We start from the raw sequence: 24771 nt of genomic DNA, 5'->3' as shown, positions 1-24771 counted from the left end.
TCCCCGATGCCCGGAGGTGGTGCGCATGACCCCGACCCCGACCCCGACCCCGACCCCGACCCCGACCCACACCCCGCCCGACACCCGCGCCGCCGCCCCTTCGGAAGCCCCGCAGTCTTCCGAACGGACCGCCGGCCCGCGTCCCGCCCTCACGGAGCCCGCCCCGCAGGACCGCCCCCGCAGATCCCGGCCGGGCCCTGCCGCACGCCGCCGGGTCCTCCTCCCGCTGGGCGTCGCAGCCGTCCTGCTGATCCCGCTCGCCGTGGCCTTCCCGGGCGCCGGCGGCTGGCCCGCGGCCCTGGCCGTCGACCTGTCCGGCCCGCTCGGCCGCGCCGGCGACTGGATCGTCGACCACCGCGACAGCCACCCGCTGTTCCTCTATTTCTTCGGGCACGTCAGCAACGCCGTCGTGGTGTCCGTCCGCGCCGTGTACGTGCTCCTCCTCGCCGCCGGCTGGACCGGGGTCACCGCCCTGGCCGCCCTGGTCGCCTGGCGCCTCGCCGGCGTCCGGCTCGCCCTCACCTGCGCCGCCGCCTTCGCCGCCTGCGGGCTGCTCGGCATGTGGGTGCCGACCATGCAGACCCTCGCGCTCATGGTCGTCGCCGTCGCCGCCTCCGTCGTGCTCGGCGCCCTGCTCGGCCTCGCCTCGGGGCTCTCCCGGCGCGCCGACCGCGTGCTGCGCCCCGTACTCGACACCATGCAGATCCTCCCCGCCTTCGCGTACCTGCTGCCGATGGTGCTGGTCTTCGGCATCGGCGTGCCCGCCGCCGTCCTCGCCACCGTCGTCTACGCCGCCCCGCCCATGGCCCGCCTCACCGCCCTCGGCCTGCGCGAGGCCGACGCCGGGGTCCTGGAGGCCGCCGACTCGCTCGGCGCCACCGGGCGCCAGCGACTGCTGACCGCCCGGCTCCCGCTCGCGCGCCTCCAGCTCCTGCTCGGCGTCAACCAGGCCATCATGACCGGCCTGTCCATGGCCGTCATCGCCTCCGTGATCGGCGCGGGCGGCCTCGGCGACCGCGTCTACCAGGCCCTCGCCTCCGTGGACGTCGGCGCCGCCCTGGCCGCCGGCATCCCGATCGTGCTGCTCGCGGTGGTCATGGACCGCACCGCCGACGCCGCGGGCCGCCGGATCGGCGCCGCCCCCGTACCCCTCGGCGACCGGCACCTGCTGCGCCGGGTGTTCTCCGGCTGGTACGGCCGGCTGCTCACCCTCCTCGCGGCCGTGGCCGCCGCCGTCGCCGGCCGCATCGCCGGAAGCTCCCTGTGGCCCGAGTCCTGGACCGTCTCCCTCGCCGGCCCCGTCAACTCGGCCGTCGCCTGGATGACCGACCACCTCTACTCCGGCGTCCCCCTCGTCGGCGGCACCGCCGACTGGGCCGCCCGCTTCACCGGCTGGATCCTCGACCCGCTGCGCGCCGGACTCCAGGCCGCACCCTGGTGGCTGCTCCTCCTCGTCGCCTGCGCGCTCGCCCTCCTCGCGGGCACCTGGCGCACCGCGATCACAGCGGTCCTCGCCCTGGGCGCCGTCGGCGTGCTCGGCGTGTGGGAAGCCTCGCTGGACACCCTCTCCCAGGTGCTGGCCGCCGTGGCGGTCACGCTCGTACTCGGCTTCGCGATCGCCGTGGGAGCCGCCCGCAGTGCCCGCGCCGAACGGCTGCTGCGGCCCGTCCTCGACATCTGTCAGACGCTGCCGCAGTTCGTCTACCTCATCCCCGTGGTCGCGCTGTTCGGCGTCGGCCGCGCACCGGCCGCCGCGGCCGCGGTGGTGTACGCGCTCCCCGCCGTCGTCCGGATCACCGTCCAGGGCCTGCGCGAGGTGGACCCGACCGTCGTGGAATCCGCCCGCTCGCTCGGCGCGACCCGCTCCCAGCTGCTGCGTCAGGTCCAACTGCCCCTGGCCCGGCCCGCGCTGCTGCTGGCCGTCAACCAGGCCGTGGTCCTGGTCCTCGCCGTCGTCATCATCGGCGGCCTGGTCGGTGGCGGCGCGCTCGGCTACGACGTCGTCCTCGGCCTCGCCCAGGGCGACCTGGCCACCGGCCTCGTGGCCGGAGCCGCCATCGTCTGCCTCGGCCTGCTCCTCGACCGTGTCACCCAGCCCGCGAAGGAGGCCTGACATGCGCAACGCACCCACCCGGCGCACCCAGCGCCGCCGGCGCGCCGGTGCCGTCCTCGCCGCCGCGACCGGACTCGCCGTGCTCACCGGCTGCGGAGCCGCCGACATGACCCGTCAGGCCTCCCCGTACGCCGCCGCTCAAGGCGCGAAGACCGTCACCCTCTCCGTCCAGTCGTGGGTCGGCGCCCAGGCGAACACCGCCGTCGCCTCCTACCTCCTCGAACACGAGCTGGGCTACCGCGTGGACACCGTCCAGGTCGACGAGGTCCCCGCCTGGGACGCCCTCAGCCAGGGCCGCGTCGACGCGATCCTGGAGGACTGGGGCCACCCCGAGCAGGAGAAGCGCTACGTAGAGGGCAAGAAGACCATCACCCCCGGCGGGGACCTGGGGGTGACGGGCCACATCGGCTGGTTCGTCCCCACCTCCTTCGCCGAGGCCCACCCCGATGTCACCGACTGGAAGAACCTCGACACGTACGCGGATCAACTGCGCACCCCCGAGAGCCGCGGCAAGGGCCAGCTGATGGACGGCTCCCCGTCCTACGTCACGAACGACAAGGCGCTGGTGAAGAACCTGGGCCTGGACTTCGAGGTGGTCTTCGCGGGCTCGGAGGCGGCCCAGATCACCCAGATCAAGCAGTTCGCGAAGGAAGGCAAGCCCTTCCTGACCTACTGGTACGAACCGCAGTGGCTCTTCGAACGCGTCCCGATGACCGAGGTGAAGCTCCCCGAGTACACCGAGGGCTGCGCGGACGACCCGCAGAAGGTGGCCTGCGCCTACCCGCACACACCGCTGCAGAAGTACCTCAACACGCGCTTCGCGGAGTCGGGCGGCAAGGCGGCCGCCTTCCTGAAGAAGTTCCACTGGACCAAGGAGCAGCAGAACGAGGTCTCCTTGATGATCGCCGAGGAGAAGCTGTCGCCGCAGCAGGCGGCGAAGAAGTGGGTGGAGCGCCACGAGGACGTGTGGAAGCCCTGGATGAACTGATCATCCCCGCGCCCTTCCCCTCCCTTCCCCTCCGCCGTAGGGAGGGGAAGGGCGCGGCGCCCCGGCCGGCCGGGCAGATCACGAGGTCCGGACCGGGTCGTCCGGAGCCAACCGCCCGCAGGAGCGGGGGAGCGGCTCCCCGGCAAACGGGGGGGGTGGGGGGTCGGAGGCGGCGGCCGTCGCGTTGGTCCAGTAGCGCGCGGTGGGGCCGTAGCGGTCCAGCAGGGTGCGGGCGTCCGCAAGGACGGCGTCACGGTCCGGGCGGGAGCGGACGGGGGCCGGTTCCGACTGCCACTCCTCGGCCATGACGGCGACCGCGCCGACCGCCGCCTCCGCTTCCAGGGGGTGGACGCGCTCTCGGAACGCTGACGCGGCCGGGGGAGCGAAGGGATACGCGGGTACCGCGCTACGGGCGGCGCCCGTACGGTCCCGGTCCAGGCGGAGCCAGCCGCGGGGGTCGCGGACCGACCGGTGGAGTACGGCGAGGACGTCGAGTACCCAGTCCTCGTGCGGGCGGGGACCGGTGCCGACGAAGGCGTAGACGTCGTTGAGCAGCCGCAGTGCCGCCGCGTTCCAGGGGCAACGGCGGCTGCGGAACTCCTCCAGGAGGCTGCCGGCCGCGCGGCGGCGGACGTCCGCTCCGTCCCAGAGGGCTTCCAGGCGGGCGTCGAGCAGGTCCAGGGCGGGCAGGGCGGGCAGGGCGGCGAGTGGCGACATCGTGATCACTTTCGTATCGGCCAGAGGGCGGCTCTCCGCCGAGATTTCCTTTGATTTCGGTGCATTTCGGACATTCGGCCCGGTCTCCCGAAGGGTGCGGTCGATCGCTCTCGGTGAGATTCGGGTGCCCCGGGGGTGACCCGCCCCATAGGGCCCACGTCACATACGAACCGGCCTAGTAGCCTCCGGAGGGGCGATGGCGCCCCCCTGGTACCGGCTCCCATCAGCACGTATGGGCCCGGGCCCGGCGACGGGTGGCCGGGCTCTGTCTAGGGGGGTCCGTAGTAGGAGGGTTCGTTGCCAGGCCCCCGGGGCGTCTGTAGAACTGGATGAGTCGCCGGGCGGCACGGGTGCTTCACCCGCCGCCGACGAACCTCTCTCCCCCGTGTGAGTGGCTCACGCACGTCTCGACGTGCTGCGACGGCCCTTGCCCCCTTCGAAAGGTTCATCCGTGTCCCGCTCGGTCATCCGTCGCATCGCCGCTTCCAAGAAGACCCTCGCCGGCTCCCTCGTCGCCCTGGGCGTCGCCGGCAGCATGCTCGCCACGGTCCCCGCCCAGGCGGCTCCGATGGACGCGAAGGCGATCGCCCACCGGATGATCAAGGACCCGGCCCAGTTCGCCGCCTTCGACAAGATCATCTCGCACGAGAGCGGCTGGAACCACACCGCGACGAACGCCTCCTCGGGCGCCTACGGCCTGGTCCAGGCCCTGCCGGCCTCGAAGATGGCCTCGGCGGGCTCGGACTGGAAGACCAACCCGGCCACCCAGATCAAGTGGGGCCTGGACTACATGAACTCCCGCTACGGCAGCCCCGTCGGCGCCTGGAACTTCTGGTCCGCCAACCACTGGTACTAAGCCACCAGCTGGCAGCAGACGCACGAAAACGCTCGGCCGGGACTTCCCCGCCGGGCGTCTTTGTGTGGGAGCGGAGAGGCGCGCGCTCAGAACTCGCCGTCGATACCCGTGACCGCCGGAGGGCCCAGGGGTGCGTCCTTCTCCGAGAACCCCAGCTCTTCGAGGGCTCCTGCCACCAGGCGGACGGCGTCACCCTCGGCCGTGGCCCGGTCCGGGGCCTCGACCTCGAGACGGGCGGAGAAGGTGCCGGCCTCGTGGACCGTCAGCAGCTCCACGTCTTCGGTCTCGCTCAGGTCGGTGTGGTGCGAAGCAAGCCTCCTCGCCAGCTTGGAGCGCGCTGCGTCGTCGACGTCCCTCAGGAACGTGCCGGGCACGGTGATGACGTAAGTGGTCACGGTTACCTCCTGTCGGCTGGAAAAGGATCTCGCGGGCCGCATGCGCGGTCAACCACGCGCGAGGCGATTCGAAGATCACGCACCGGACAGATCACGGCCCACGCGCGGCGGAGCCCGGCCGCGAGGCCCGGCCAGGCCCGGCGGGGCGTCGCGTACGCGCCCCCGCCCGGCGCGCAAAGCGCGGCGCCCGTCAGCCCGTCCGCCCGTCCGCCCGTCCGAGCCTGCGTCCGCCCGGCTCCGCCGTGAAGGCAGGACTCAGTAGGCGAATCGGCCGCAGAGCCAGTTGCCCGGTTCCGCCGGGTCGTCGCTCATCCAGAACTGCCGCCACAGCAGGGCGAACTCCTCGCGGCTGAGGTGCCCGTCGCCGTTCAGGTCGAGGAGCTCGAAGACGCCAGCCATGTCCACGGGCTGCCCGTTCCAGGTTTCGACGAGTCGGCGGTGTTCCTCCGGCGAGATGCGGCCGTCGCCGTTGGAGTCCACGGCGGCGAACATGGTGTCGGCGGTCGCGGTGACCTCCGCGACCATGGCGGGCAGCCTGTCGACGAGTGAGAGCAGCTCACCCATGTCCACCGCGCCGTCCCCGTTCGCGTCGCCCGCTTCGAGCAGCGCCGCCCACCAGCCCATCAGCAGCGCCTCCACCCGCACGCGCAGTTCCGTCCCGGGGCCGACCCCGGGCAGTCGGCTCCAGCGGTCGACGAGCGCGGTGAAGTCCTCCTCGCGCAAGTAGCCGTCGCCGTCCGCGTCGAACGCGGCGAACATCCCCCTGAGCTTGCGCTCCTGAAACGCACTGGCCATGACCGGCCTCCCTCGTAGCGGAACCGAATCACCGCCGCCGACCTGCCCGACGGGCGGCGGACAGTGCGTCACTCTAGGTCGCGGCGCACACCCGCGCCCACCAGCACATATGCGCGAACTCGCACCCCGGTGCGGCGGGGTCCGGCCGCCGCGCGGTCAGCCGCCGCGTTCATCCGGCGTGGTCGGCCAGGGCCGCGTCGACCGCCGCCTCGGCGTGCAGGCGGGCGGTAGGGAAGACCGGTACGGGGCTGTCCTCGGGCCCGATGAGGAGCTCGATCTCGGTGCACCCGAGGACGATGCCCTCGGCGCCGGCGGCCACGAGGTCCTCGACGACCCGGCGGTAGGCCGTGCGCGAAGCGTCCCGGACGATGCCGAGGCAGAGTTCCTCGTAGATCACGTGGTGTACGAGCGCGCGCCCCTCGGCGTCCGGGACGAGGACGTCGAGCCCGCCCGCGGCGAGGCGGCCCCGGTAGAACTCCTGCTCCATGGTGAACGCGGTGCCCAGCAGCCCCACCCGGCGCAGTCCCGTGGCGCGGACGGCGGCCGCGGTGGTGTCCGCGAGGTGCAGCAGGGGGACGGAGACCGCCGCCTCGACGGAGTCCGCGACCTTGTGCATGGTGTTCGTGCAGATGAGCAGCAGATCCGCGCCGGCCGCCTCCAGCGACCGCGCCCCGGCCGCCAGCACCTCGCCGGCCTCCGCCCAGCGGCCCTGGACCTGCAACTGTTCGATCTCCGCGAAGTCCACGGAGTAGAGGAGACAGCGAGCCGAGTGGAGCCCGCCGAGCCGCTCGCGCGTCAGCTCGTTGAGGATGCGGTAGTACTCCGCCGTCGACTCCCAGCTCATCCCACCGATCAGCCCGATCGTCTTCATGCCCGTCTCCCCGCTCCCGCTCCGGTGCCAGTGCGTCTCGTCCTCGTCCCACGCTGAGCATAAGCGAAACGCGACATGCGACGCATCTCCATAAGTAGTACTTTGATGTACTCGCGGCTATGGGCCTGCCGGAGGGATCGGGGAGGACGTGGGCGCACCCGACATGTGAGGTCGTTGGTCGTGCCCCGTGGCCGGGCGTCGGCGCCCGTAGGTCACCAGGGGATGGCGCCGTCGTCTTCGAAGAACGAACCGGTCGGGCCGCCGTCGGGAAGCGTGGCGAGCCGGATCGCGGTCGCTGCGCCCTGCTCGGGGGTGCGGGATCCGTAGAAATCGGTGAAGTCGGTCGCGACCAGGCCCGGGCAGGCGGCGTTGATCAGGATGCTCGTACCGGCGAACTGCCGGGCGTACTGCAAGGTGATGGCGTTGAGGTACGACTTCGACGGTGCGTAGGCCGCCATGATGGGGCCGATCTCGATGTTCGGGTCCGCCTGCCGGGTCAGGGAGCCGACGCCGCTGGAGACGTTGACGATGCGCGGCGACGTGGAGCGCCGCAGCAGCGGCAGCATCGCGTTGGTCACGCGGATGACGCCGAGGACGTTGGTCTCCAGGACCGTGCGGACCACGTCGAGGTCGAGCGTGGTCGGGTCCTGCACCCACCCCGGGCCGGAGTCTCCCGAGATCCCTGCGTTGTTGACCAGGACGTCCAGGCGCCCGGCCTGCCGTTCGATCAGTTCCGCGGCCCCGGTGACGCTGTGGTCGCCGGTCACGTCCAGCAGCACCCCGAACGCGTCCACTTCGGCTGCGCGCAGCTTCTCCACGGCGGTCTCGAGCCGGGCCTCGTCCCGGGCTCCCACGCCCACGCGGTATCCGAGGGCGCCCAGACCGGTCGCGATCTCGTACCCGATTCCCTTGTTCGCGCCGGTGACCAGCGCAATCTTCGTTTCGCTCATGTCATTGATGCTCACTGAACGGCGGCGAAGCGACCAACACCGATAGGGCATCCAGTGATACTCGTGGGGTATCACGGTGGAGTACGCTCCGGACATGGACACCCTGGAGACCCGCGAGTTGAGGTATTTCGTGGCCGTCGCCGAGGAACTGCACTTCGGTCGCGCCGCGGAGCGGCTCGGCATCGCCCAGCCGCCGTTGTCCCGGGCGATCCAGCAGCTCGAACGGCGCCTCGGCGTCTCGCTCATGGACCGCAACCGCCGCGGCGTCGCGCTGACCGGCGCCGGAGAGGTCCTGCTGCACGAGGGGCGCGCCGCCCTGCACGCGACCACCGCCGCCGCACGCCGCACCCGTCGCGCCGGTGGCGCCGATCATCCGGGTGGCACCCGCGAGCGCCTGGTACTGGCGGTCAAGGCAGCCGCGTCCCAAGAGCTGCTGCGGAAGCTCCTCGACGCCTACGGGGCCCAGCCCGACGCCGCCGAGGTCGACGTGCTGCCCTGCGGTATCGGCGAACAGGAAATACTGCTGCGCGACGGTCGCGCCGACGTGGCACTCATGCAGACGCCGTTCAACTCCCTCGCCGGGTTCGACAGCGAGGAACTGCTCACCGAGGGCCGGATCGCCGTCCTGCCCGCCGGGCACCCCCTCGCCGCGCACAAGACCTTGACCATGGCCGACGTCACCGACGTCCCTGATCTTCCGCTCGCCCGCTGGCCCCGCAACGGCGCCTACCCTCCCGGCCCCGGCCCCGAGATCCGCGACCAGACCCAACTGGCCCAGCTGATCGCCCTCGGACGCACCGCGGCCATCTGCCCCGACTCCTCCCACGCCTGGTTATGGGCCGAACACGCCGCAGTCCCCCTCGCCGACGCACCCCCCGTCATCACCCACATAGCCTGGCCCCCGCACAGCCGCTCCCGCGCCCTCGCCCAGCTGATCCGCACGGCCACCCAGCTGAAACCGTTGCAGCGCGACTCGGCCTGAACCTCGATCAGACCTGCTCGCTCCTCGCCCGGTTCGGACGCCGGTACCACGCCACGAACGCACCGCTCGCCGAGTGGGACGAGACCTTCGGCGACCCTCGGCCCTGCGCGGCCGTCGCCGACCGCATCACCTTCCGCCGTGCCCTCGTGCGGGCCGGAAGAGGTGTGCGCGTTCGGTGTCGACTCACATTCCGCGTTCCGGGCCGTAGGCCTCGCGGGTCCGCTGGTCCGGTGCGGTGGACAGATACTCCAGGCGGACGGGGCCGGTGTAGAGGGCCGCGCTGCCCCAGCCGGCCATCTCTTCACCGACCAGGTAGCGGTACAGCCACTCGGCGAAGTTCATGGGGTGGCCGGCCCAGTCGGCCTCCGAGCCCTGGACCACTATCCCGTCGGGGAACCCGTGGACCTCTGGGGCCAGGAAGACGGCCGCTCCCTGGTCCGTGTCGGCCAGCGGGATGAGGCCGTCGGGGGTGCCGAAGGTGATCTGCGGGCGGTTGCAGATCACACGGGGGTCGGCGTCGGGTTCCAGGTCGTCGTCCTCCCACGCCCGCCACTCGTCCCAGGTTTCCGCATCCGACCGGATCATCTCGCCCAGGTTCCGCCACGCACAGGCCGGGTGGGACGAGAGGCCGAGGTGCCCGTTGAGCCGGACGGGAGCGTACGCATCGACGATGGCCTTGTAGTCCGGGGGAAGGCTTCTGCCGATCTCCTGCTCGATGCGCAGCCAAGCAGCAGGATCGGCGTAACGATTCTCCGCCGGGCCGAGCATGTCGAAAACGGCCTGCACGTAGTCGGTCATGGCTGCCCAAGGTGCTCGTCGGCGAATGTTCAGGACAGCATCAACCACCTGACGCGGCCTCGATCGGCCGGGCCCCCGTGGTGCGCGGCCCCCGGTTCCAGGACACGCAACGCGGCCCGTAGGCGACGGTGAGGTGTCTGCCGTCGTGGGCCTCGGGCTCGGCGGACGCCGGCGGCCCGCTGTGGGAGGCCCGGGGCCGCGACGCACCCTGGACGGCCCATCCGGGGTGCGTTAGCTTCCGACGCCATGAGACTTCTGGGAGTTGGCATGTGCGCGGCGGCTCTGCTGCTGGGGGTGGTGGCCTCTCCGGCGCAGGCCGCGGGCGAGTTACGGGACCTGCGGGGCGCGGGCTGGGCGCTGAAGGAGACCGGGAAGGACGCCCGGTTCCGGGGGCTGGCGGCGGTCAGCCGGTCCACGGCCTGGGTGGCCGGCTCGAAGGGGACCGTGCTGCGCACCTCGGACGGAGGGCGGAGCTGGCAGGACGTCTCGCCACCGGGAGCCGTCGCGGAGGGGCTGGAGCTGCGGGACATCGAGGCCTTCGACGGGCGGCGCGCCGTGGCCCTGTCCATCGGCGAGGGCGAGGCCTCCCGGGTGCTGCGCACCGAGGACGGCGGCGCCACGTGGACCGAGACCTTCCGGAACCCCGACCCGCGGGCCTTCTACGACTGCCTCACCTTCTTCGACGCCCGGCACGGGCTCGCGATGAGCGACCCGGTGGACGGGAAGTTCCGCATCCTGTCCACGGACGACGGCGGCCGGAGCTGGCGGGTGCTGCCGAATGCCGGGATGCCGGACGCGCTACCGGGTGAGGCGGGCTTCGCCGCGAGTGGCCAGTGCCTGGTGGCCGCCGGGTCGCGCGATGTCTGGCTGGCCACCGGCGGGGGTGCGACGGCCCGGGTGCTCCATTCGGCGGACCGCGGCCTGACCTGGAAGGCGGCCGACTCCACCGTCCCCGCCGGCGACCCGGCGCGCGGGGTCTTCGCCCTCGCCTTCCGGGACCGTACGAGGGGCCTCGCGCTCGGCGGTGACTACCGCACCGGCCAGGCCTCCCCGCAGGCCGCGGCGGTGTCCTCGGACGCGGGCCGCAGCTGGCGCCAGGCGTCGACCCCGCCGCCGGCCTACCGCTCGGGCGCGGCCTGGTTCCCGTACGGGGCCGGCACGGCCCTGGCGGTGGGCCCGACGGGCACGGACGTGACCGGGGACGGCGGCCGCACCTGGCGGTCGCTGGATCCGGGGTCGTTCGACACGGTCGCCTGCACGGCGGACGGGGGCTGCTGGGCGGCGGGGGAGAAGGGGCGCGTGGGGCGTCTGGAGAGGGTGGGCCTGGGCTGATCGGGGGAGGGGCGGGCGGAGACACGGACTTCGCCGCCCTCCGTGGTCCGCCCGCCCGGGATCGCGTACGCGTCCTCACGGGCGGACGGTGAGGCCGTCCAGGGTGAGGTCGAGCAGGCGCTCGGCCTGCCGACGGTGCTCAGCGCCCGCAGAGGTGAGGGCGATGCCTTCGAGGGCGGCACCGATGTCGGTGGGCTTGATGTCGGTACGGATGGTCCCGGCGGCCGCGCACGCGTCCATGAGCGAGGTGATGGCGGCCTGGATCAACTCCCGGCTGTGGCCGTACGGGTTGCGGCCCGTGGCGGTGATGGTGCGCAGCGCGTCGATCATGCCGTATTTGGCGGTGACGTAGTCCAGGAAGAGGCGTGTCCACGCGCGCAGGGCTTCGGCGGGTGCCTTCTGTGCGAGCAGGGCGGGGGCCGCGTCGCAGAGTTGGGCCACCTCGTTGCGGTAGACCGCCTCGACCAGGGCCTCCCGGGTGGGGAAGTTGCGGTACAGGGTCGCGCTGCCCACCCCCGCCTCCTTGGCGATGCGCTCCATCTGCGTGTCCAGCCCCTGCGTCGTGAACACGTGCACGGCAGCGCTGAGGATCTTCTCCCTGTTGCGCCGCGCGTCAGCCCGCAGCGGTCGGTGCGCCTCGTCGGCCATCGGTGTCCGCCATCCCTTCTCCAGTGCCGTTCAGTGCCGTCGACTTGCCAAACGGATGCGCCCCCACTTAGCTTGCGGAAGTGGGGGCGTCCCCGTTTTCATTTTAGGTCAACTCCCTGACCAGCGCACACACGCACGAAAGGAAGCCGATCGTGTCGGGTATTCAGGACAAGGTCGTCGCGATCACGGGTGCCAGCAGCGGCATCGGCGAAGCGACCGCGATCCACCTAGCCGAAAGGGGCGCCCGGCTCGTACTCGGCGCCCGCAGGGAGGACCGGCTGAACGCGGTCGTCGCCGCCATCACCGCCCAGGGCGGCAGCGCGACCGGCGTCGTCGTCGACGTCACGCGCCGCGAGGACCTCCAGCGTCTGACGGACACGGCCATCGACCGGTTCGGCCGGCTCGACGTCCTCGTCTCCAATGCGGGCACGATGGCCGTCTCGCCGTTCGACGCACTGCGTCAGGACGACTGGGACGCCATGGTCGCCACCCACATCACCGGCCTGCTCAACGGCATCGGGGCGGCACTGCCCGTGTTCCGCCGCCAGCGGTCCGGCCAGTTCGTCAATGTCGGCTCCACCGCGGCCTACGTCGTCAAATCCCCGCAGGCGGTCTACGCGGCCACGAAGACGGCGGTGAAGGTGCTCACCGAAGGTCTGCGCCAGGAATCGGGCCCCGACCTGCGCGTGACCCTCGTCTCGCCCGGCTTCACGCACACCGAGGGCGTGGGCAAGGGGGCGGGCCCCGAAGTCGCGGCCGCGCTGACCCGGCAGCGCGACGAGATCGCCATGCCGCCCTCCGCCGTCGCCTCGGCCATCGCCTATGCGATCGAGCAGCCCGACGGTGTCGACGTCAGCGAGATCGTCGTCCGGCCCACCGTGCAGACCTGACCGCACCGGGTGAACGAACCCTCGCCGTTCGAGGGCGAGACGGGCGTTTCCCCCCGATGCCTCCCACGGCCTGCCAGGATGGTCCCGTCTCGTAGTCACCACCCGGGAGGACGAGTTGACCACTTCTCCGGAGGCCGCAGGGCCCAAAGTGCCGCCGTCCTACCCGCCGAAGTCGCCCCCGCCGCCCAAGAAGCCGGTGGAGCCCCCGAGGCCGCAACCGACCACGACCTCCGCGGGCCCCCTGGCCGTGCCCCGGCCTCGGATGCGGATCAGGAATCGGCAGACGGTGGCCCTGACCTTCCGCGTGGACGAGTGGGCGTCGAAGAAGGCGGCCGATCAGGCGCTGGAGACCGTGCGCACCTGGGGCTATCCGGGGCTGAGTGAGCCGGACCTCGATGCCGCCGTACGGCTTCTGGTCGACGCGGCCGTGAAGGACGGTGGCCGACGGGTCAGTGTGCACCTCGGCGACCAGGACGAGAAGATCCTCGTGATCGCGCTGAGCCATCGTGCGGGGACCGCGCCGGAGGGGAACGTCTTCGAGGGACTCCGGCGACTGGCGACCCTGGACAGCTGCGGCGACGACCTCGGCGATGACGGACGCCGCGTGTGGGCCCTGCTCGACGCGGCGCCCCGCAGGCAGTCCGGCACCGCGGCGTAGCGATCCCGCGGCGCGCAGGGATCCGGCGTCCCGCAGGGAGCCGACGGAGCGTGAGGAGCCGGTGCAGCGACAGCAGCTGACGGAGCGTGGGCGTCGCCCCCCCGCTGCGCTACCCCGCTGCGCTACCCCGCTGCGCTTCCCCGCCCGATTCCCCGCCCGATTCCCCGCCCGATTCCCCGCTCCGATTCCCGGCTCCGGCCCCGCGGCCCGACTCCGTCACCCCAGCAGGTTCACGGCCTGCTGGAACAATCCGGGGAAGCGGGCCGCGGTGGGGGTGATCAGGGGCGCCAGCCGGGGCTGGTTGCGGGCCCACAGAAGGGACTTGGTCAGCAGCCGGTAGTTGCGGGACAGCCGGCGCCACGCGCGTGCGTAGGCCTGCGGGCGGCCCTCGCGCAGGCAGCGCACCAGTTCGGCGGCGGACGTCAGGGCGAGGGCGAGTCCCTCGCCGGTCAGAGCGTCCACGTACCCGGCCGCGTCACCCACGAACAGGACCCGGCCGGCCACCTGCGTACGGGCCTGCTGGCGGAGCGGACCCGCGCCCCGGACGGGCGTCCGGTCCGCCGCCCCTTCGAGCCGGGACAGCAACAGGGGGAAGCGGGCCAGCTGGGCGTCGTACGGGAGGTGTTCGGACGTCAGGACCGCGATGCCGACCTGACGCGGGCCCAGCGGAGTGACGTACGCCTCGCAGCCGGCCGACCAGTGCACCTCGACCAGGTCGCTCCACGGCTCGACGCGGTAGTGGCGCCGCAGCCCGTACCGCGGCGGCTGCCGTCCGGCGGTCGGCCGCTCGCCCAGGCCGAGCGCCCGCCGGGTCGGCGAGTGCAGTCCGTCCGCCGCCACCAGATAACGGGCGGCCATGCCGTCCGCCGTGACGTACCCGTCGTACTGGCTCACCTGGCGGACACGGCGCGGCACGACCGGGACGCCGAGCTCGGCGGCCCGGGCGGCGAGCGCCTCGTGCAGCACGGTCCGGCGCGCGCCGAGACCGTGGCCCGCCCGGAACACCGCTTCGGCGCGCCGCTCGCCGGCGGCGTCCACATAGCGGATGCCCCGGAGGGGCCGGCCCGGCACCTCCACGCCCAGGGCGTTCAGGGCGCGCACCGCGCCGGGCATCAGACCCTCTCCGCAGGCCTTGTCGATGGGCGCGGGACGCGGTTCGACGACGGTGACGTCGAACCCGGCGAGCGCTCCGTGGATCGCGGTGGCCAGGCCCGCCGGGCCGCCGCCCACGACGAGGAGGTCGATCACGGGGCCGTGCCCCGGGCGGGGACGGGCCGTACGGGCGTCAGGGCTTCGTCCTCGCAGCGGATGCGTACGGTCAGCAGGGCGGCGTTCAGCAGCGAGAAGCCCAGGGCGGTCATCCAGGCGGTGTGCACCAGGGGAAGGGCCATGCCCTCGACGACGACCGCCAGGTAGTTGGGGTGGCGCAGGTACCGGTAGGGGCCGCGGGTGATGAGCTCCAGGCCGGGGACGATCAGCACGCGGGTGTTCCAGCGTGGTCCGAGGGAACTGATGCACCACCACCGCAGGCCCTGGGCGGCCACCACCAGGACCAGCGCCGGCCAGCCGAGCAGGGGCAGGAAGGGCCGGTCGGCCGCCCAGGGCTCCACGAGGCAGCCGAGCAGCAGGGCCGTGTGCAGGGCGACCATCGCCGGGTAGTGCCCGGCCCCGTGTTCGAGGCCGCCCCGGGCCCGGCTCCAGGCACCGTTGCGGCGCGCGACGGAGAGTTCCGCGAACCGTTCGGCGATGACCAGCAGGACCAGCGCGGTGTACGGGGTCATCACGCGCTCACCAGTTCAGCAGCACGAGTTCGGAGGAGAAGCCCGGACCGAAGGCGATCATCAGGCCGGTCGATCCCGGCGGCGGCGCCGCGGCGCGGGTGTCGCGCAGGATCTGCAGCACCGAGGCCGAGGACAGGTTTCCCGTGGCGGCCAGCGCACGGCGGGAGGGGGCCAGGGCGGAGTCCGGCAGGCCGAGTTCGTCGGCGAGCGCGTCCAGGATCTTCGGGCCGCCAGGATGGCAGATCCAGGCCGCCACGTCCCGGGGCTTGAGATCGTGGGAGGCGAGGAAGGACTCGATCTCCTCCGCCACGTGCAGCCTGACCAGGTCGGGTACCTCGCGGCCGAGCACCATGCGGAAGCCCCAGTCGCCGACGTCCCAGCCCAGCAGGTGCTCCGTCCCCGGGTAGAGGCGGCTGCGCGAGGCCGCCACCACCGGTCCGGACGGGCCGGCCCCGGGCGCCGCCGCGGACGGGTGGTCGTCACCGACCGCCAGCAGCGCGGCCGCCCCGTCTCCGAAGAGGCTTCCCGCCACCAGGTTCGCCATGGAGGTGTCCGCCGGCTGCAAGGTGAGCGAGCACAGTTCGGTGGACAGCAGGAGCGCCGTACCGTCGGGCCGACCGGTGAGGAAGTCGTGGACCCTGGCCAGCCCCGCCGCCCCGGCGGAACAGCCGAGCCCGAACATCGGCACCCGCTTGACGTCGGGCCGCAGGCCGGCCCGCGCGGCCAGCCGGGCCTCCAGGGAAGGCGCCGCGACGCCGGTCACGGTCGTCGAGACGACCAGGTCGATCTCCTCGGCCCGGATCCCCGCCTCGTCGAGTGCCCGCTCGACCGCTTCGGCACCCAGGGCGACGGCATGTTCGACGAACAGACGGTTGGTGTGGCCGAAGCCGCCGAGTTTTCGGTACTGGTCCAGGGGGAGGGCGAGGTGGCGCGTCTCCACCTGGGCCGCGCCGTGCAGCCGGCGCAGGAGCGCGCCGTCGGCCCCGGACGGCAGACAGGAGGCGAGGACGTCGGTGATCTCCTGCTGCATGTAGCGGTGTGGCGGGAACACCGTGCTCACCGCGAGGACCCGTGTCATTGCTCCAACATAGGGACAGCGGGTCGTCGGCACGCTGAACACGGCCGCCACGGGCGCGTCGGACGCATAGCGTGGTGCGGTGCCCGCCACCACCGACGAAGGAGCGACCGCGCCCGCCGCGCCCACCGGGGCGGCGACGGCCCGGCGGCCCGTCCGCGTACCCGTGCGGGGGCTCCTGCAAGCTAGTCATCCGGTGCCTGCCGCCGCCGTCACCCTCCTCGCGGCCCTGCTGGCCGCCGCCGTCGGGCTCGGACCCGCCGCCGGGATCACGGCGGCCGCCGCCGTCGCCGCGGGCCAGCTGTCGATCGGCTGGTGCAACGACCGGGTGGACGTGCGGCGGGACGCGGCGGCCGGCCGCCGCGACAAGCCGCTCGCCCGGGGGGAGGTGCGGCCCGGAGCGGTGGCGGCGGCCTCGTGCGCGGCCCTGGTCGCCTGCGTCCCGCTGTCGCTGGCCTGCGGCGCCCGGGCAGGCTGGGTCCACATCGGCTGCGTCGCGGCGGCCTGGTCCTACAACCTGTGGCTGAAGCACACTCCCGCGTCCTGGCTGCCGTACGCCGTCGCCTTCGGACTGCTTCCCGCCTTCCTCACCCTGACCTCGACGCCGGCCGGCTGGCCGCCGGTGTGGCTCACCGCCGCAGCGGCCCTGCTGGGCACCAGCGCCCACTTCGCCAACGCCCTGCCCGACATCGACGAGGACATCGCGGGCGGTGTGCTGGGACTTCCGCAGCGACTGGGACGACGGGCATCCATCGCGCTGGCCGCCGTCCTCGCGTTCGCCTCCTGCACGGTGGTGACCTTCGGCCCGGCGGGCCCGGTGACCCCCGCGGGCCGGCTCCTGCTGGGCGTGACCCTGGCGTTGTGCCTGGCGGCCCTGGCCGCACCGCCCGTCCTCGCACGCGGCCGGATGCCCTTCCTGATCATCCTGGCCCTGGCCGGAGCCGACGCCGTGCTCCTGGTCCTGGCCGGTCACGCCCTGCCCACCGGCTGAGCGCGATCCCGGGTACGGAGCCGGAGGCCGACAGGGAGTCGGGTTCGGCCGTCGGTGAACGCTGGTCCTTCGGCGCGGCCCTGTGCTTATCCTCCGGACATGGTTGATCACCGCTCGGTCGACGTGGGAGGGGTTCGGCTGGCCTATCAGGTGCGGGGTCCGCTGGACGCCGTGCCGCTCGTCCTGCTGCACGCGCTGGGCGAGAACGTCACCGACTGGGACGAGGTGGCACCCGCCCTCGCCCGCAGCCGACGGGTCTACGCCCTCGACCTGCGCGGGCACGGCCGGAGCGACCGGCCGGGGAACTACTCCCTCGAACTCATGCGGACCGATGTGCTCCGGTTCCTCGAGGCGCTGGGGCTCGACCGGGTGGACCTGATCGGGCACTCCATGGGCGGGGTCGTGGCCTGCCTGCTCGCGCAGGAGCATCCGCGGCGTGTGCGCCGGCTCGTCCTGGAGGACGTTCCGGTTCCGCGTCCCCGGGAGCCGGCCATCCCGACGAGGCCGGACGGCGACCTGGACTTCGACTGGGAGATGGTGCTGGCCATCAGGCGGCAGATCGACCTGCCCGACCCGAGGTGGCTGGAGCGGCTCAGCCGCATCACCGCCGAGACCCTGGTGCTGGCCGGCGGTCCCCGCAGCCATGTGCCCCAGGACGGCATCGCCGAGCTCGCCCGCCGCGTCCCCGGCGGACACATGATCACCATCCCGGTCGGACACCTGATCCACCACGCGGCGCCCGAGGCGTTCGGCGAGGCGGTCTCGGCGTTCCTCTTCTCGGACGAGGACGCCGGTCCCATCCGCCGGCCATGAGCCCGCAGGCTACGAGCCCGCCGGCCAGGCCTTCCGGCGGTCCACCCTCAGCGGGCCGGGTACCGAACGCGTGTCCCGGTCCGGGGCCGGCCGGGTGACCTGGCGCGGTCGCCCGGCCGTGTCCGCGTCCTCGGGCAGGCGCGGGGGCAAAAATGCACGGGCACATTCCCCCTTCTTCGTGTCCCTGAGGCTGGAGTCGCCCGTGCTCGAACGCAAGAAGCTCAAAGACGGTACGCAGGTCACCTTCGTCCTTCCCGAGGGCACCCCGGACGGGCCGGTGAGCGTGGTGGGGGACTTCAACGAGTGGGACCCCTCCGCGCACCCGCTCAAGCCCCGCGGCGACGGTACCCGCGCCGTCAGCGTCGCCTTGGCCGCCAGCAGCGCGCACTCCTTCCGCTATCTCGCCGCCGGGGACTACTGGTTCGACGACGAGCACGCGGACGGCCACGACGGCGCCAACAACCGCATCCGTACCTAGTGCCGGGCCCGATCGCGTTTCACCGCGGGCCGGCGGGACTGAGGCCGATCAGACGCGGGTCCCGGTGATGTCGGGCACGCGCATCGTCTGAGTGGAAACACCGCGCAACTCCAGTGCGCCGTCCTCCGCTTGGAAGGGGCGGGGCGGGGTGCGGCTCGCGCCGTGCGGGGCCGCATCCTGATGGCTCGTACGGTCGGCGTGCGGTCACCCGTCCGCCGCCACAGCCCAGGTCCGATCCCCGCACCGCCGGGAAGCTACGGAGAGCGATGTCCGAGTCCGCCGCCACGGAAGTCAGTGCCTCGACGCTGCTGCGCCGTCCCCGACTGTGGCTCCTGCCCACGATCCTCACAGCTCTGCTCGCCCTGCTGCTGTCCCTGCTCTACATGGGCGGCGTCGTCAACCCCAACGCCGAACTGAGCCACCTGCCGATCGCCCTCGTCAACGACGACACGGGCAAGCCGCCGGCCGGGCAGCAAGCGAACCTCGGTGCACAGATCACGGCAGCCATCGGCTCCGACAGCGCGGGCGGCAAGGCCGACTGGCGCGTGCTGACCCGCGCCCAGGCGCAGGACCAGTTGGACTCCGGCAAGGTCTACGGCGCCCTGGTGGTCCCGGCCGGCTTCACGGACTCCGTCACGGCCCTCACCACGACGGGGGCCACGCGACAGCCGACGATCACCGTGCTCACCAACCCCGGCAAGGGCAGCCTCGGTTCCTCCCTCGCCAGTCAGATCACGACCCGGGCCGCCCACAGTGCCTCGCAGTCCATCGGCAAACAGCTCACGGCGGCCGTCGGCGCCCAGGCGAGTCCCACCACGCAGCTCCTGCTCGTCGACCCGGTCAAGGTCCTCACCGAAATCGGCCACCCCATCGGCGCCCACAGCGGGCTCGGCCTGACCGCCTTCTACTACACGCTGCTGCTCGTCCTGGCCGGCTTCATGGGCGGAAACGTCATCAGCAACGGCGTCGACACGGCCCTCGGCTACGCCGACAACGAGATCGGGCCCTGGCACACCCGCCGCCCCACCGTGCCGATCAACCGCACGCAGACGCTGCTGCTGAAGATGGTGATGACGGCGGGCATCACGCTCGTCAGCAGCTCCCTGGTGCTCCTGGCGTGCGTCGGCATCCTCGGCATGGACGCGTCCCACCTGCCGCTGCTGTGGATCTACTCCTATTGCGCGGCCCTCGCCGTGGGCCTGGGCGTCCAGGCCATCAACGCGGCCTTCGGCGGCCTGGGCCAACTGGTGTCCATGTTCGTCTTCATCGTTCTCGGACTGCCGTCGTCGGGTGCCACCATCCCGCTCCAGGCGGTGCCCGGCTTCTATCGCTTCCTGTCCCACTTCGAGCCGATGCGTCAGCTCAGCGACGGGGTGCGCGCCATCCTGTACTTCGGTGCCCGCGGCGACGCCGGACTGACCCGCTCCTGGGTCATGATCGCGATCGGCACGTTCCTCGCCCTGCTCTTCGGCTTCGCCATGACCACCTACTACGACCGCAAGGGCCACAAGCGCCTCACCCCCCAACCCGCCTGAGAAGACCCGCCCCCGGGTGCGCGATCATGATCGGTATGGACGCTCGATTCCTTGGCATCACCGATCTGACCGACGTCCCCTCCGTGGCGGTCGTGGTCGACGTCATGCGTGCTTTCACCGTGGCTGCCTGGGCCTTCGCCCAGGGGGCGGAGAAGATCGTTCTCGCTGAGTCGCTGGACGAGGCCCGGGCGCTCAAGGCGCGCCACCCGGACTGGGTGGCGCTCAAAGACGGTCCACCCGCACCCGGGTTCGACACCGTCAACTCGCCCGGCCTGCTGCGGTCCATGGACCTGGGCGGACGGACCGTCGTGCAGAAGACCACGGCCGGGACGGTCGGCGCACTCGCGGTCAAGGAGGCGCCGCTGGTGCTGTGCGCCAGCTTCGTGGTGGCGGAGGCGACGGCCCGGCTCGTGCGGACGAGCGAGAGCGACAGCGTGACGTTCGTGGTCACCGGTGAGGACGGGCGGGCCGACGAAGACCTGGCGTGCGCTCACTACATCGCGCGGAGGGCCACCGGGGCGGGGACGGATGCCGCTGAGTTCCTCCGCCGCGCCGCCGAGTCGCGTGCCGCCGCCGAACTGGTGCAGGGGGTGCGTCAAGGAGTCCACCCCGATGACGTCGCGCTCTGTCTCGAGATCGACCGGTTCCCCTTCGCGATGGTGGCGGCCCCGGAAGGCTCGCTCATGGTCCTGCGTCCCCGCGCGATGCCTTCGCCGAGCGACGAGGGTCCGGCCTGACCGGCGCGGTCGGCCTCCGCCTCGTGCCCGAGGCGTGCGCACGAAGCGGTGGGAGAGCCGGCGGCGTGCCGTACGAGACCACCCGCCCACTCCACCCCGTAGTCGAAATGATGCGAAGCGTCACCACCTGTGTCAGCTTGAGAGGGCAGGAGCACCACCCCACACTCACGAATCAAGGAGTCGCCGTCATGGGCGGTACGCAGAACAAGCGCCAGGAGCCGGGCAAGGGCCGCGAAGAGCAGCAGCGCCCGCAGCGGCCCGGCCAGCCGGGCCCGGTCACCCCCGCGCCCGGTACTCCCTCCCGCGGTGGCCAGCGCCCCGAGCAGATGGAGCGGCGCCGCGAGGAAGACCTGCTCGGCGGCGGGCGTGACGCCCGAGCCGTCCGCGACGTCCGTCCCGTCCGGGACGACGACTTCTAGGCGGACCCCACACGCAGAGCCCGGCCGGGCCCGTAGTCACCCGGCCGGGCTCTGTCACGTCCGGGCGCCGGGCGCCGTGCCCGTCCGCCCGTCCGTCCGGCGCGGGGCGAGCTGCCGGGGTACGTGGCGGGGGTATGCCGTGCGCGGCCCGGGGCGTCGGGGAGGCGGCGACTACCAGGGGGTGTCGGCGTAGATGGTCTTGCCGCCGCCGGGAGTGGGCTGCGTGTGGGTGTGCGTGGTGAGGTAGTCGATCAACTGCCATCCCCAGCCGCCGGTTCCGTCAGTGTGGGGTGGGCGGGTCTGGGGCGGATAGGGGCTGGTGTCGGTGACGCGGATTTCGACGTGGTCCTCGTGCAGTTCCAGATGGAGCGTGCAGGGTCCGTCGGTGTGGCGGATCGCGTTGCTGATGAGTTCGGCGACGATCAGGAGCACGGCGTCGGTGTTCTCGGGGTGGGTGGGAGCTCTCGTCTGCGCGGCGCGGCGGAGGAAGCTCCGGGTGGCGTCACGCGCGGTTGCGGTGGGCTGACCAGTGCGTGGAACGGACTGGTCGAGGACGGGGGCGGGTGGGGCCACGGATCCTCCCTCCGACTGGTGGGCCTCTCTGGCACTTACCCCTCCTGCGTGCTCATATCCGATTTTCCCCCCGCGATCTCCGGTGGCGGTGGGCGTCCGGCCTGCCCGCCGGACGAGAGGGGACATCGGGTGGTGACGGATGGATCACGGCCCGCTACGGCGCCCCGTGCCGGGTCGTTGGGCCGGTCATGGACCAGAGAATCGTTCCGGCGCAGAGGGGCCTCGCCGACCCGTGGGCGGTCGACGGAAGGACTTCGGATTCGCCGATCTACGACGCCGTCGCACGGCAGTGGCTTCAGGAGGGCCGCGAAGTCCCCGGCGGAGCGGGTACCGCGCCGAGCGGCAGGCACCGGTCGGCAGAGGTGGACCTGTTCCGCCGCGGCTGACCGGGCACTCCAACTGCTGCCCTGCGGGCGGGGCGGCGGCCCGGGTTCCTGAGCCGCGCCCTGATCCGCGCCCTGATTCGAGCCCGGATTCGAGCCCGGGCCCGCGCCCCGGCCGGCGCCCGGGCCCGCGCTCCCGGGACGCGGCGGACCGCTCACGTGTCGCGTGAGGCCGGCTCACCCGTCCGGCGGAGGCCGGCCACGGGCGTGCGGTGGCGTGTCGGATCAGGCTACGGCGCCGAGGATCGGCGCCCAGGCGGCCCCCGTGAGCGCGGCCACGGCCTGCTGCTCGGAGAGCGGGGGAGCGGTACGGGTCGGCTTCGGCGTGTCGGAGCCGCTGCCGCCGCCGGTGCTGTTCCACTGCACCATCTGCAGCTGCGCGCCGGTCGCCTTCAGGGTCACCGTCACCGTCCAGCGCCGGGCGGTGTCGGCACGGGCCGGGCGCTCGGCCGCGTTCTGCTCCGACATCACCACGGCCCCGCCGGGCATCGCGGCACTGTCCGGCAGCTCGCTCAGCGTGCAGGTGTCCCCTGCGGCACGCGCGGGCGTCCGCTCGCAGCTCAGCCCGTCGCCGTCCCTGAGCGGCAGCTTGAGCCGCATGGCCGAGACGCCGACGAAGGCGGCGCCGTGCCCGTCGTCCACGACCAGCTCCCCGTTGGCGACGTACCCGCCGGACGGATCCGAGGGATCGTTGCTCTGCCCGGTCACTTCGCTGAACCGGCCCCCGGGGAGCGTCATCTCCAGGGCCTGGATCATCTGGGTGCCGGTGATCGCGGAACGGGGCATCGCCAACGCCACCGGCTCGATGTCGGAGCCCGCGGAGCGGATTCCGGCGAGCGCGCCGGGCACCACCAGAGCGGCTGCCGCGATCACGGCGCAGCCGCCGACCGCGGCGATGACGCCGGCGGTGCGCCGGCGCCGGCGGTTCCGCCCGCGCCGGACGGCCCCGCTCAGGAGCGCGGTGAGGTCGGGTTCGAGGGAATCGGTCGTACGGTCCAGGGCCTGTGCGAGGTCCGTTTCGAACGGCATGCTGGCGTCACCTTTTCTGTCGCTGATAGGGGCGGTGCGGCGTGCGGCGTGCGACGGTGTCGGCCGCCGTGCGCCGGTGCTCAGTGCGGAACCAGGTCGGACAAGCTGTCGCCGAGCAGCGCGCGCAGCCTGCTGAGCGCCCGGGTGCCCTGGGAGCGGACCGCGCCGCTGCTCAGCCTGAGCATCCGGGCGGTCTCCTCGATGCTGCGGTCCTCCCAGTAGCGGAGCAGCAGCACCGCCCGGTCACGGGGCGGCAGTTGGCCGAGCGCGCCCAGCAGGGTCACCCGCAGTGCGGCGTCCGGGCCGCAGGCCGCGCTGTCGGGCAGGTTCCCGATCGGGCGTTCGCCGGTGCTCCGCCGACGCCGCAGACTGAGGAAGGTGCGGACCAGAACCGTCTGGGCGTAGGCCGCCGGGCTCTGCGCGCCGGCCACCCGGCTCCAGTGCACGTACACCCGGCTGAGGGTTTCCTGGACCAGGTCCTCGGCGAGGTGCGAGTCACCGGCGGCGAGTACGTACGCCGAGCGGTACAGCGCCTTCGCCCTCCCGGACACGAACTCCAGGTACGCGTCCTCCTGTGCTGATGTCACTCGGCCCCCGCCTGTTCTCTTGTGCTGTGATCCCCGTGCATACCCCTCATGACTACGTGAGACGTCGGGATGTCTCGCGGGCGGGAGCTTTCTTTCCTCACGGGTCGGACGTCGGTCGCGGCGGACCGGGTGCGCCCGACCGGCCCGGCGAACGGCTGCGCGGCAGGGCCGTTCGGCGATCCGGCGCGCATACTGGCCGGGCGCTCGGTACCGGTCGGCCGACCGGTCCGCAGGTGCGCGTCCACCTCTCCGGTGCCGTCGCGGGTGTGTCCGTCCGGCGGCGCTCCCCTTGTCGAAGGAGGTCAGATCGATGCGCCTCTCCTTTGCCCGAGCCGCCTTCGGTGCCATGACGGTCGCGCTGGGCGCGGTGTCCCTCGTGGGTCTCGGCGTGATCGGTTCCGCCGCTGAGGGCGCCGCGGTCGCCTGCGGCAGCACGGTGACCGATGGGCCGGACATGGTCGTGGCCTACCACTGCGACCGCGACGGTCGCGGCGGCCCGGAGGACAACCTGGTCACGACGGCTTCGGGCACCTACCGATGTGAGGAGCCCGTCTACTTCTTCGTGAGTCCGTTCAGGGACCTCGAGAAGCAAGGCGTCGACACCGGGCACCAGTTCATCGGTGGAGCCTGCTCCCTGATCTGAGCGGTGCTCGCGAGGGAACCCCGACCGGGTGACCGGCGCGCCCTTCTCGCGTGGCGATCGACCGGTGGACGGCCCGTCGTCGCTTCGCCCACCGCCACGCGAACGGGTGACCTGCCGCTACGTCTGCGCTTCGCAGTCGTTCCCAGAGCGAGTTTCTCCCGGGGCAAGGTCCCCATTTCCAGTGAAGGATTGCCTGAGCATGCTGAAGAAGATGATGGTCACCGCTGCCGCCACCGCCGCCGCTATCGGCGCGGGCGCCGCCGTGGCCGCCCCGGCCATGGCCATCGGCAACGACAACGGGGTCAACACCGTCAACGGCAACGGGTCCCAGCAGATCTACGGCAACCAGAAGACGGCCGGCGCCATGAGCCCGCAGCTCAGTGCGGTCCAGGGCACGCTCAACAAGCCCTGCATCGCCCTGCCGGTCAAGGTCAACGCCCAGTCCCTGGTGGCCATCCTCGCCAACGTGGGCGTCCAGGACGTCAACGTGCTGTCCAACCCGCAGAACCAGCAGTGCGCCGAGAACTCCACCCAGGCCAAGGGTGACGAGCCCCTCTCGCACATCCTGGACAACATCCCGGTCCTGTCCGGCAACGTGTCCGCCGGAAGCTGACGCGACCCCGCCACCCCGGGCCCCTCGGGGCCTGCCGGTCAAGGTCAACGCCCAGTCCCTGGTGGCCATCCTCGCCAACGTGGGCGTCCAGGACGTCAACGTGCTGTCCAACCCGCAGAAC

At 72.6% G+C, this 24771-nt stretch carries 28 protein-coding genes; 15 read left to right on the top strand and 13 right to left on the bottom strand.

All coding sequences use genetic code 11. The features are described 5' to 3' along the window. Window positions 1-25 precede the first annotated feature (25 nt). Window positions 26-2113, top strand: coding sequence for an ABC transporter permease subunit (locus ACWF9Z_RS25575; protein ID WP_453605550.1), 2088 nt, complete (start codon window positions 26-28; stop codon window positions 2111-2113). A gap of 1 nt (window position 2114) precedes the next feature. Further along, the gene (locus ACWF9Z_RS25570; RefSeq protein WP_453605548.1) at window positions 2115-3101 is read left to right on the top strand and encodes an ABC transporter substrate-binding protein; all 987 of its coding nucleotides are present in this window, start codon (window positions 2115-2117) and stop codon (window positions 3099-3101) included. A gap of 78 nt (window positions 3102-3179) precedes the next feature. Here the strand turns inward: ACWF9Z_RS25570 and ACWF9Z_RS25565 are convergent, their stop codons facing one another. Next, window positions 3180-3818 (bottom strand): hypothetical protein, encoded by a 639-nt coding sequence (locus ACWF9Z_RS25565; RefSeq protein ID WP_453605547.1) that lies wholly within the window; start codon window positions 3816-3818, stop codon window positions 3180-3182. A gap of 451 nt (window positions 3819-4269) precedes the next feature. Here ACWF9Z_RS25565 and ACWF9Z_RS25560 point away from each other — a divergent pair, with 451 nt between their 5' ends. Then, window positions 4270-4674 carry an aggregation-promoting factor C-terminal-like domain-containing protein gene (locus ACWF9Z_RS25560; RefSeq protein ID WP_453605545.1) on the top strand — a complete coding sequence of 135 codons (405 nt, stop codon included), beginning with the start codon at window positions 4270-4272 and terminating at the stop codon, window positions 4672-4674. Window positions 4675-4760: 86 nt separating this feature from the next. Here the strand turns inward: ACWF9Z_RS25560 and ACWF9Z_RS25555 are convergent, their stop codons facing one another. The 4 genes from ACWF9Z_RS25555 to ACWF9Z_RS25540 form a co-directional block, all read right to left on the bottom strand. Beyond that, window positions 4761-5069, bottom strand: coding sequence for a hypothetical protein (locus ACWF9Z_RS25555; protein WP_453605543.1), 309 nt, complete (start codon window positions 5067-5069; stop codon window positions 4761-4763). Between the two features lie 255 nt (window positions 5070-5324). Beyond that, complete coding sequence (locus tag ACWF9Z_RS25550; protein ID WP_453605542.1) at window positions 5325-5864, bottom strand: EF-hand domain-containing protein; 540 nt, start codon at window positions 5862-5864, stop codon at window positions 5325-5327. 169 nt (window positions 5865-6033) lie between these two features. Further along, a complete protein-coding gene (locus ACWF9Z_RS25545) occupies window positions 6034-6735 on the bottom strand; it encodes an aspartate/glutamate racemase family protein (protein WP_453605541.1) in 702 nt (233 codons plus the stop codon). 212 nt (window positions 6736-6947) lie between these two features. Continuing rightward, entirely contained in the window at window positions 6948-7685 is a 738-nt protein-coding gene (locus ACWF9Z_RS25540; protein WP_453605539.1) for an SDR family oxidoreductase, read from the bottom strand. 94 nt (window positions 7686-7779) lie between these two features. On the opposite strand from ACWF9Z_RS25540, the gene ACWF9Z_RS25535 reads away from it, so the two are divergent. Continuing rightward, window positions 7780-8667, top strand: coding sequence for a LysR family transcriptional regulator (locus ACWF9Z_RS25535; RefSeq protein ID WP_453605537.1), 888 nt, complete (start codon window positions 7780-7782; stop codon window positions 8665-8667). A 183-nt stretch (window positions 8668-8850) separates the two neighbouring features. On the opposite strand, the gene ACWF9Z_RS25530 is transcribed toward ACWF9Z_RS25535, so the two are convergent. Continuing rightward, window positions 8851-9465, bottom strand: coding sequence for an SMI1/KNR4 family protein (locus tag ACWF9Z_RS25530; RefSeq protein ID WP_453605536.1), 615 nt, complete (start codon window positions 9463-9465; stop codon window positions 8851-8853). A 267-nt stretch (window positions 9466-9732) separates the two neighbouring features. On the opposite strand from ACWF9Z_RS25530, the gene ACWF9Z_RS25525 reads away from it, so the two are divergent. Next, a complete protein-coding gene (locus ACWF9Z_RS25525; protein ID WP_453605535.1) occupies window positions 9733-10797 on the top strand; it encodes a WD40/YVTN/BNR-like repeat-containing protein in 1065 nt (354 codons plus the stop codon). A 75-nt stretch (window positions 10798-10872) separates the two neighbouring features. Here ACWF9Z_RS25525 and ACWF9Z_RS25520 read toward each other — a convergent pair whose 3' ends face one another. Further along, a complete protein-coding gene (locus ACWF9Z_RS25520) occupies window positions 10873-11445 on the bottom strand; it encodes a TetR/AcrR family transcriptional regulator (RefSeq protein ID WP_453605533.1) in 573 nt (190 codons plus the stop codon). Between the two features lie 152 nt (window positions 11446-11597). Between ACWF9Z_RS25520 and ACWF9Z_RS25515 the strand changes: the two genes are divergently transcribed. Together ACWF9Z_RS25515 and ACWF9Z_RS25510 are read left to right on the top strand one after the other, a co-directional pair. Then, window positions 11598-12335 (top strand): SDR family oxidoreductase, encoded by a 738-nt coding sequence (locus ACWF9Z_RS25515; RefSeq protein ID WP_453605531.1) that lies wholly within the window; start codon window positions 11598-11600, stop codon window positions 12333-12335. A gap of 286 nt (window positions 12336-12621) precedes the next feature. Beyond that, complete coding sequence (locus ACWF9Z_RS25510; RefSeq protein ID WP_453605529.1) at window positions 12622-12993, top strand: hypothetical protein; 372 nt, start codon at window positions 12622-12624, stop codon at window positions 12991-12993. 216 nt (window positions 12994-13209) lie between these two features. Here the strand turns inward: ACWF9Z_RS25510 and ACWF9Z_RS25505 are convergent, their stop codons facing one another. Genes ACWF9Z_RS25505 through ACWF9Z_RS25495 form a run of 3 tightly spaced genes read right to left on the bottom strand, consistent with a single transcriptional unit; the run spans window position 13210 to window position 15852 of the window. Continuing rightward, the gene (locus tag ACWF9Z_RS25505) at window positions 13210-14241 is read right to left on the bottom strand and encodes an NAD(P)/FAD-dependent oxidoreductase (protein WP_453605527.1); all 1032 of its coding nucleotides are present in this window, start codon (window positions 14239-14241) and stop codon (window positions 13210-13212) included. Beyond that, on the bottom strand, window positions 14238-14774 hold the full coding sequence (locus ACWF9Z_RS25500; RefSeq protein ID WP_453605525.1) for an isoprenylcysteine carboxyl methyltransferase family protein: 537 nt from the start codon (window positions 14772-14774) through the stop codon (window positions 14238-14240). The genes ACWF9Z_RS25505 and ACWF9Z_RS25500 overlap by 4 nt, the downstream gene beginning before the upstream one ends. 7 nt (window positions 14775-14781) lie before the next feature. Then, complete coding sequence (locus ACWF9Z_RS25495; RefSeq protein ID WP_453605523.1) at window positions 14782-15852, bottom strand: type III polyketide synthase; 1071 nt, start codon at window positions 15850-15852, stop codon at window positions 14782-14784. 193 nt (window positions 15853-16045) lie between these two features. On the opposite strand from ACWF9Z_RS25495, the gene ACWF9Z_RS25490 reads away from it, so the two are divergent. The 6 genes from ACWF9Z_RS25490 (at window position 16046) to ACWF9Z_RS25465 (ending at window position 20822) form a co-directional block, all read left to right on the top strand. Beyond that, window positions 16046-16840: a UbiA family prenyltransferase gene (locus ACWF9Z_RS25490; protein ID WP_453605521.1), complete on the top strand. Its 795-nt coding sequence runs from the start codon at window positions 16046-16048 to the stop codon at window positions 16838-16840. Between the two features lie 99 nt (window positions 16841-16939). Further along, complete coding sequence (locus ACWF9Z_RS25485) at window positions 16940-17653, top strand: alpha/beta fold hydrolase (RefSeq protein WP_453605519.1); 714 nt, start codon at window positions 16940-16942, stop codon at window positions 17651-17653. Between the two features lie 202 nt (window positions 17654-17855). Next, complete coding sequence (locus ACWF9Z_RS25480; protein ID WP_453605517.1) at window positions 17856-18131, top strand: isoamylase early set domain-containing protein; 276 nt, start codon at window positions 17856-17858, stop codon at window positions 18129-18131. A gap of 266 nt (window positions 18132-18397) precedes the next feature. Beyond that, entirely contained in the window at window positions 18398-19666 is a 1269-nt protein-coding gene (locus ACWF9Z_RS25475; protein WP_453605516.1) for a YhgE/Pip domain-containing protein, read from the top strand. A 35-nt stretch (window positions 19667-19701) separates the two neighbouring features. Continuing rightward, a complete protein-coding gene (locus ACWF9Z_RS25470) occupies window positions 19702-20403 on the top strand; it encodes a 2-phosphosulfolactate phosphatase (protein ID WP_453605514.1) in 702 nt (233 codons plus the stop codon). A gap of 188 nt (window positions 20404-20591) precedes the next feature. Next, entirely contained in the window at window positions 20592-20822 is a 231-nt protein-coding gene (locus ACWF9Z_RS25465; RefSeq protein WP_453605513.1) for a hypothetical protein, read from the top strand. 171 nt (window positions 20823-20993) lie between these two features. Here the strand turns inward: ACWF9Z_RS25465 and ACWF9Z_RS25460 are convergent, their stop codons facing one another. The 3 genes from ACWF9Z_RS25460 to ACWF9Z_RS25450 all read right to left on the bottom strand — a co-directional run bounded on the left by ACWF9Z_RS25460 (window position 20994) and on the right by ACWF9Z_RS25450 (window position 23394). After that, window positions 20994-21395: an ATP-binding protein gene (locus ACWF9Z_RS25460; protein WP_453605511.1), complete on the bottom strand. Its 402-nt coding sequence runs from the start codon at window positions 21393-21395 to the stop codon at window positions 20994-20996. Window positions 21396-22003: 608 nt separating this feature from the next. Beyond that, a complete protein-coding gene (locus ACWF9Z_RS25455) occupies window positions 22004-22807 on the bottom strand; it encodes a hypothetical protein (protein WP_453605509.1) in 804 nt (267 codons plus the stop codon). Between the two features lie 80 nt (window positions 22808-22887). Then, window positions 22888-23394, bottom strand: a complete 507-nt coding sequence (locus ACWF9Z_RS25450) for a SigE family RNA polymerase sigma factor (protein ID WP_453605507.1) — start codon at window positions 23392-23394, stop codon at window positions 22888-22890. A 310-nt stretch (window positions 23395-23704) separates the two neighbouring features. On the opposite strand from ACWF9Z_RS25450, the gene ACWF9Z_RS25445 reads away from it, so the two are divergent. Both ACWF9Z_RS25445 and ACWF9Z_RS25440 read left to right on the top strand, forming a co-directional pair. After that, window positions 23705-24037, top strand: a complete 333-nt coding sequence (locus ACWF9Z_RS25445; protein ID WP_453605505.1) for a hypothetical protein — start codon at window positions 23705-23707, stop codon at window positions 24035-24037. Between the two features lie 199 nt (window positions 24038-24236). Next, a complete protein-coding gene (locus ACWF9Z_RS25440; RefSeq protein ID WP_453605503.1) occupies window positions 24237-24650 on the top strand; it encodes a rodlin in 414 nt (137 codons plus the stop codon). Window positions 24651-24771 lie beyond the last annotated feature (121 nt).

The organism is Streptomyces sp. NPDC054961 (assembly GCF_053609145.1).
Note: the sequence above shows the minus strand (reverse complement) of the source record. Positions and strands in the feature narration are given on the sequence as shown.

Excerpts from the sequence above, each read along its gene's own strand:
- ACWF9Z_RS25465 (WP_453605513.1), top strand. The coding sequence starts at position 20,592 with ATGGGCGGTACGCAGAACAAGCGCCAGGAGCCGGGCAAGGGCCGCGAA.
- ACWF9Z_RS25475 (WP_453605516.1), top strand. The coding sequence starts at position 18,398 with ATGTCCGAGTCCGCCGCCACGGAAGTCAGTGCCTCGACGCTGCTGCGC.
- ACWF9Z_RS25520 (WP_453605533.1), bottom strand. The coding sequence starts at position 11,445 with ATGGCCGACGAGGCGCACCGACCGCTGCGGGCTGACGCGCGGCGCAAC.
- ACWF9Z_RS25570 (WP_453605548.1), top strand. The coding sequence starts at position 2,115 with ATGCGCAACGCACCCACCCGGCGCACCCAGCGCCGCCGGCGCGCCGGT.
- ACWF9Z_RS25445 (WP_453605505.1), top strand. The coding sequence starts at position 23,705 with ATGCGCCTCTCCTTTGCCCGAGCCGCCTTCGGTGCCATGACGGTCGCG.
- ACWF9Z_RS25455 (WP_453605509.1), bottom strand. The coding sequence starts at position 22,807 with ATGCCGTTCGAAACGGACCTCGCACAGGCCCTGGACCGTACGACCGAT.
- ACWF9Z_RS25525 (WP_453605535.1), top strand. The coding sequence starts at position 9,733 with ATGTGCGCGGCGGCTCTGCTGCTGGGGGTGGTGGCCTCTCCGGCGCAG.
- ACWF9Z_RS25575 (WP_453605550.1), top strand. The coding sequence starts at position 26 with ATGACCCCGACCCCGACCCCGACCCCGACCCCGACCCCGACCCACACC.
- ACWF9Z_RS25530 (WP_453605536.1), bottom strand. The coding sequence starts at position 9,465 with ATGACCGACTACGTGCAGGCCGTTTTCGACATGCTCGGCCCGGCGGAG.
- ACWF9Z_RS25535 (WP_453605537.1), top strand. The coding sequence starts at position 7,780 with ATGGACACCCTGGAGACCCGCGAGTTGAGGTATTTCGTGGCCGTCGCC.
- ACWF9Z_RS25500 (WP_453605525.1), bottom strand. The coding sequence starts at position 14,774 with ATGACCCCGTACACCGCGCTGGTCCTGCTGGTCATCGCCGAACGGTTC.
- ACWF9Z_RS25495 (WP_453605523.1), bottom strand. The coding sequence starts at position 15,852 with ATGACACGGGTCCTCGCGGTGAGCACGGTGTTCCCGCCACACCGCTAC.
- ACWF9Z_RS25485 (WP_453605519.1), top strand. The coding sequence starts at position 16,940 with ATGGTTGATCACCGCTCGGTCGACGTGGGAGGGGTTCGGCTGGCCTAT.
- ACWF9Z_RS25565 (WP_453605547.1), bottom strand. The coding sequence starts at position 3,818 with ATGTCGCCACTCGCCGCCCTGCCCGCCCTGCCCGCCCTGGACCTGCTC.
- ACWF9Z_RS25545 (WP_453605541.1), bottom strand. The coding sequence starts at position 6,735 with ATGAAGACGATCGGGCTGATCGGTGGGATGAGCTGGGAGTCGACGGCG.
- ACWF9Z_RS25440 (WP_453605503.1), top strand. The coding sequence starts at position 24,237 with ATGCTGAAGAAGATGATGGTCACCGCTGCCGCCACCGCCGCCGCTATC.
- ACWF9Z_RS25470 (WP_453605514.1), top strand. The coding sequence starts at position 19,702 with ATGGACGCTCGATTCCTTGGCATCACCGATCTGACCGACGTCCCCTCC.
- ACWF9Z_RS25550 (WP_453605542.1), bottom strand. The coding sequence starts at position 5,864 with ATGGCCAGTGCGTTTCAGGAGCGCAAGCTCAGGGGGATGTTCGCCGCG.
- ACWF9Z_RS25540 (WP_453605539.1), bottom strand. The coding sequence starts at position 7,685 with ATGAGCGAAACGAAGATTGCGCTGGTCACCGGCGCGAACAAGGGAATC.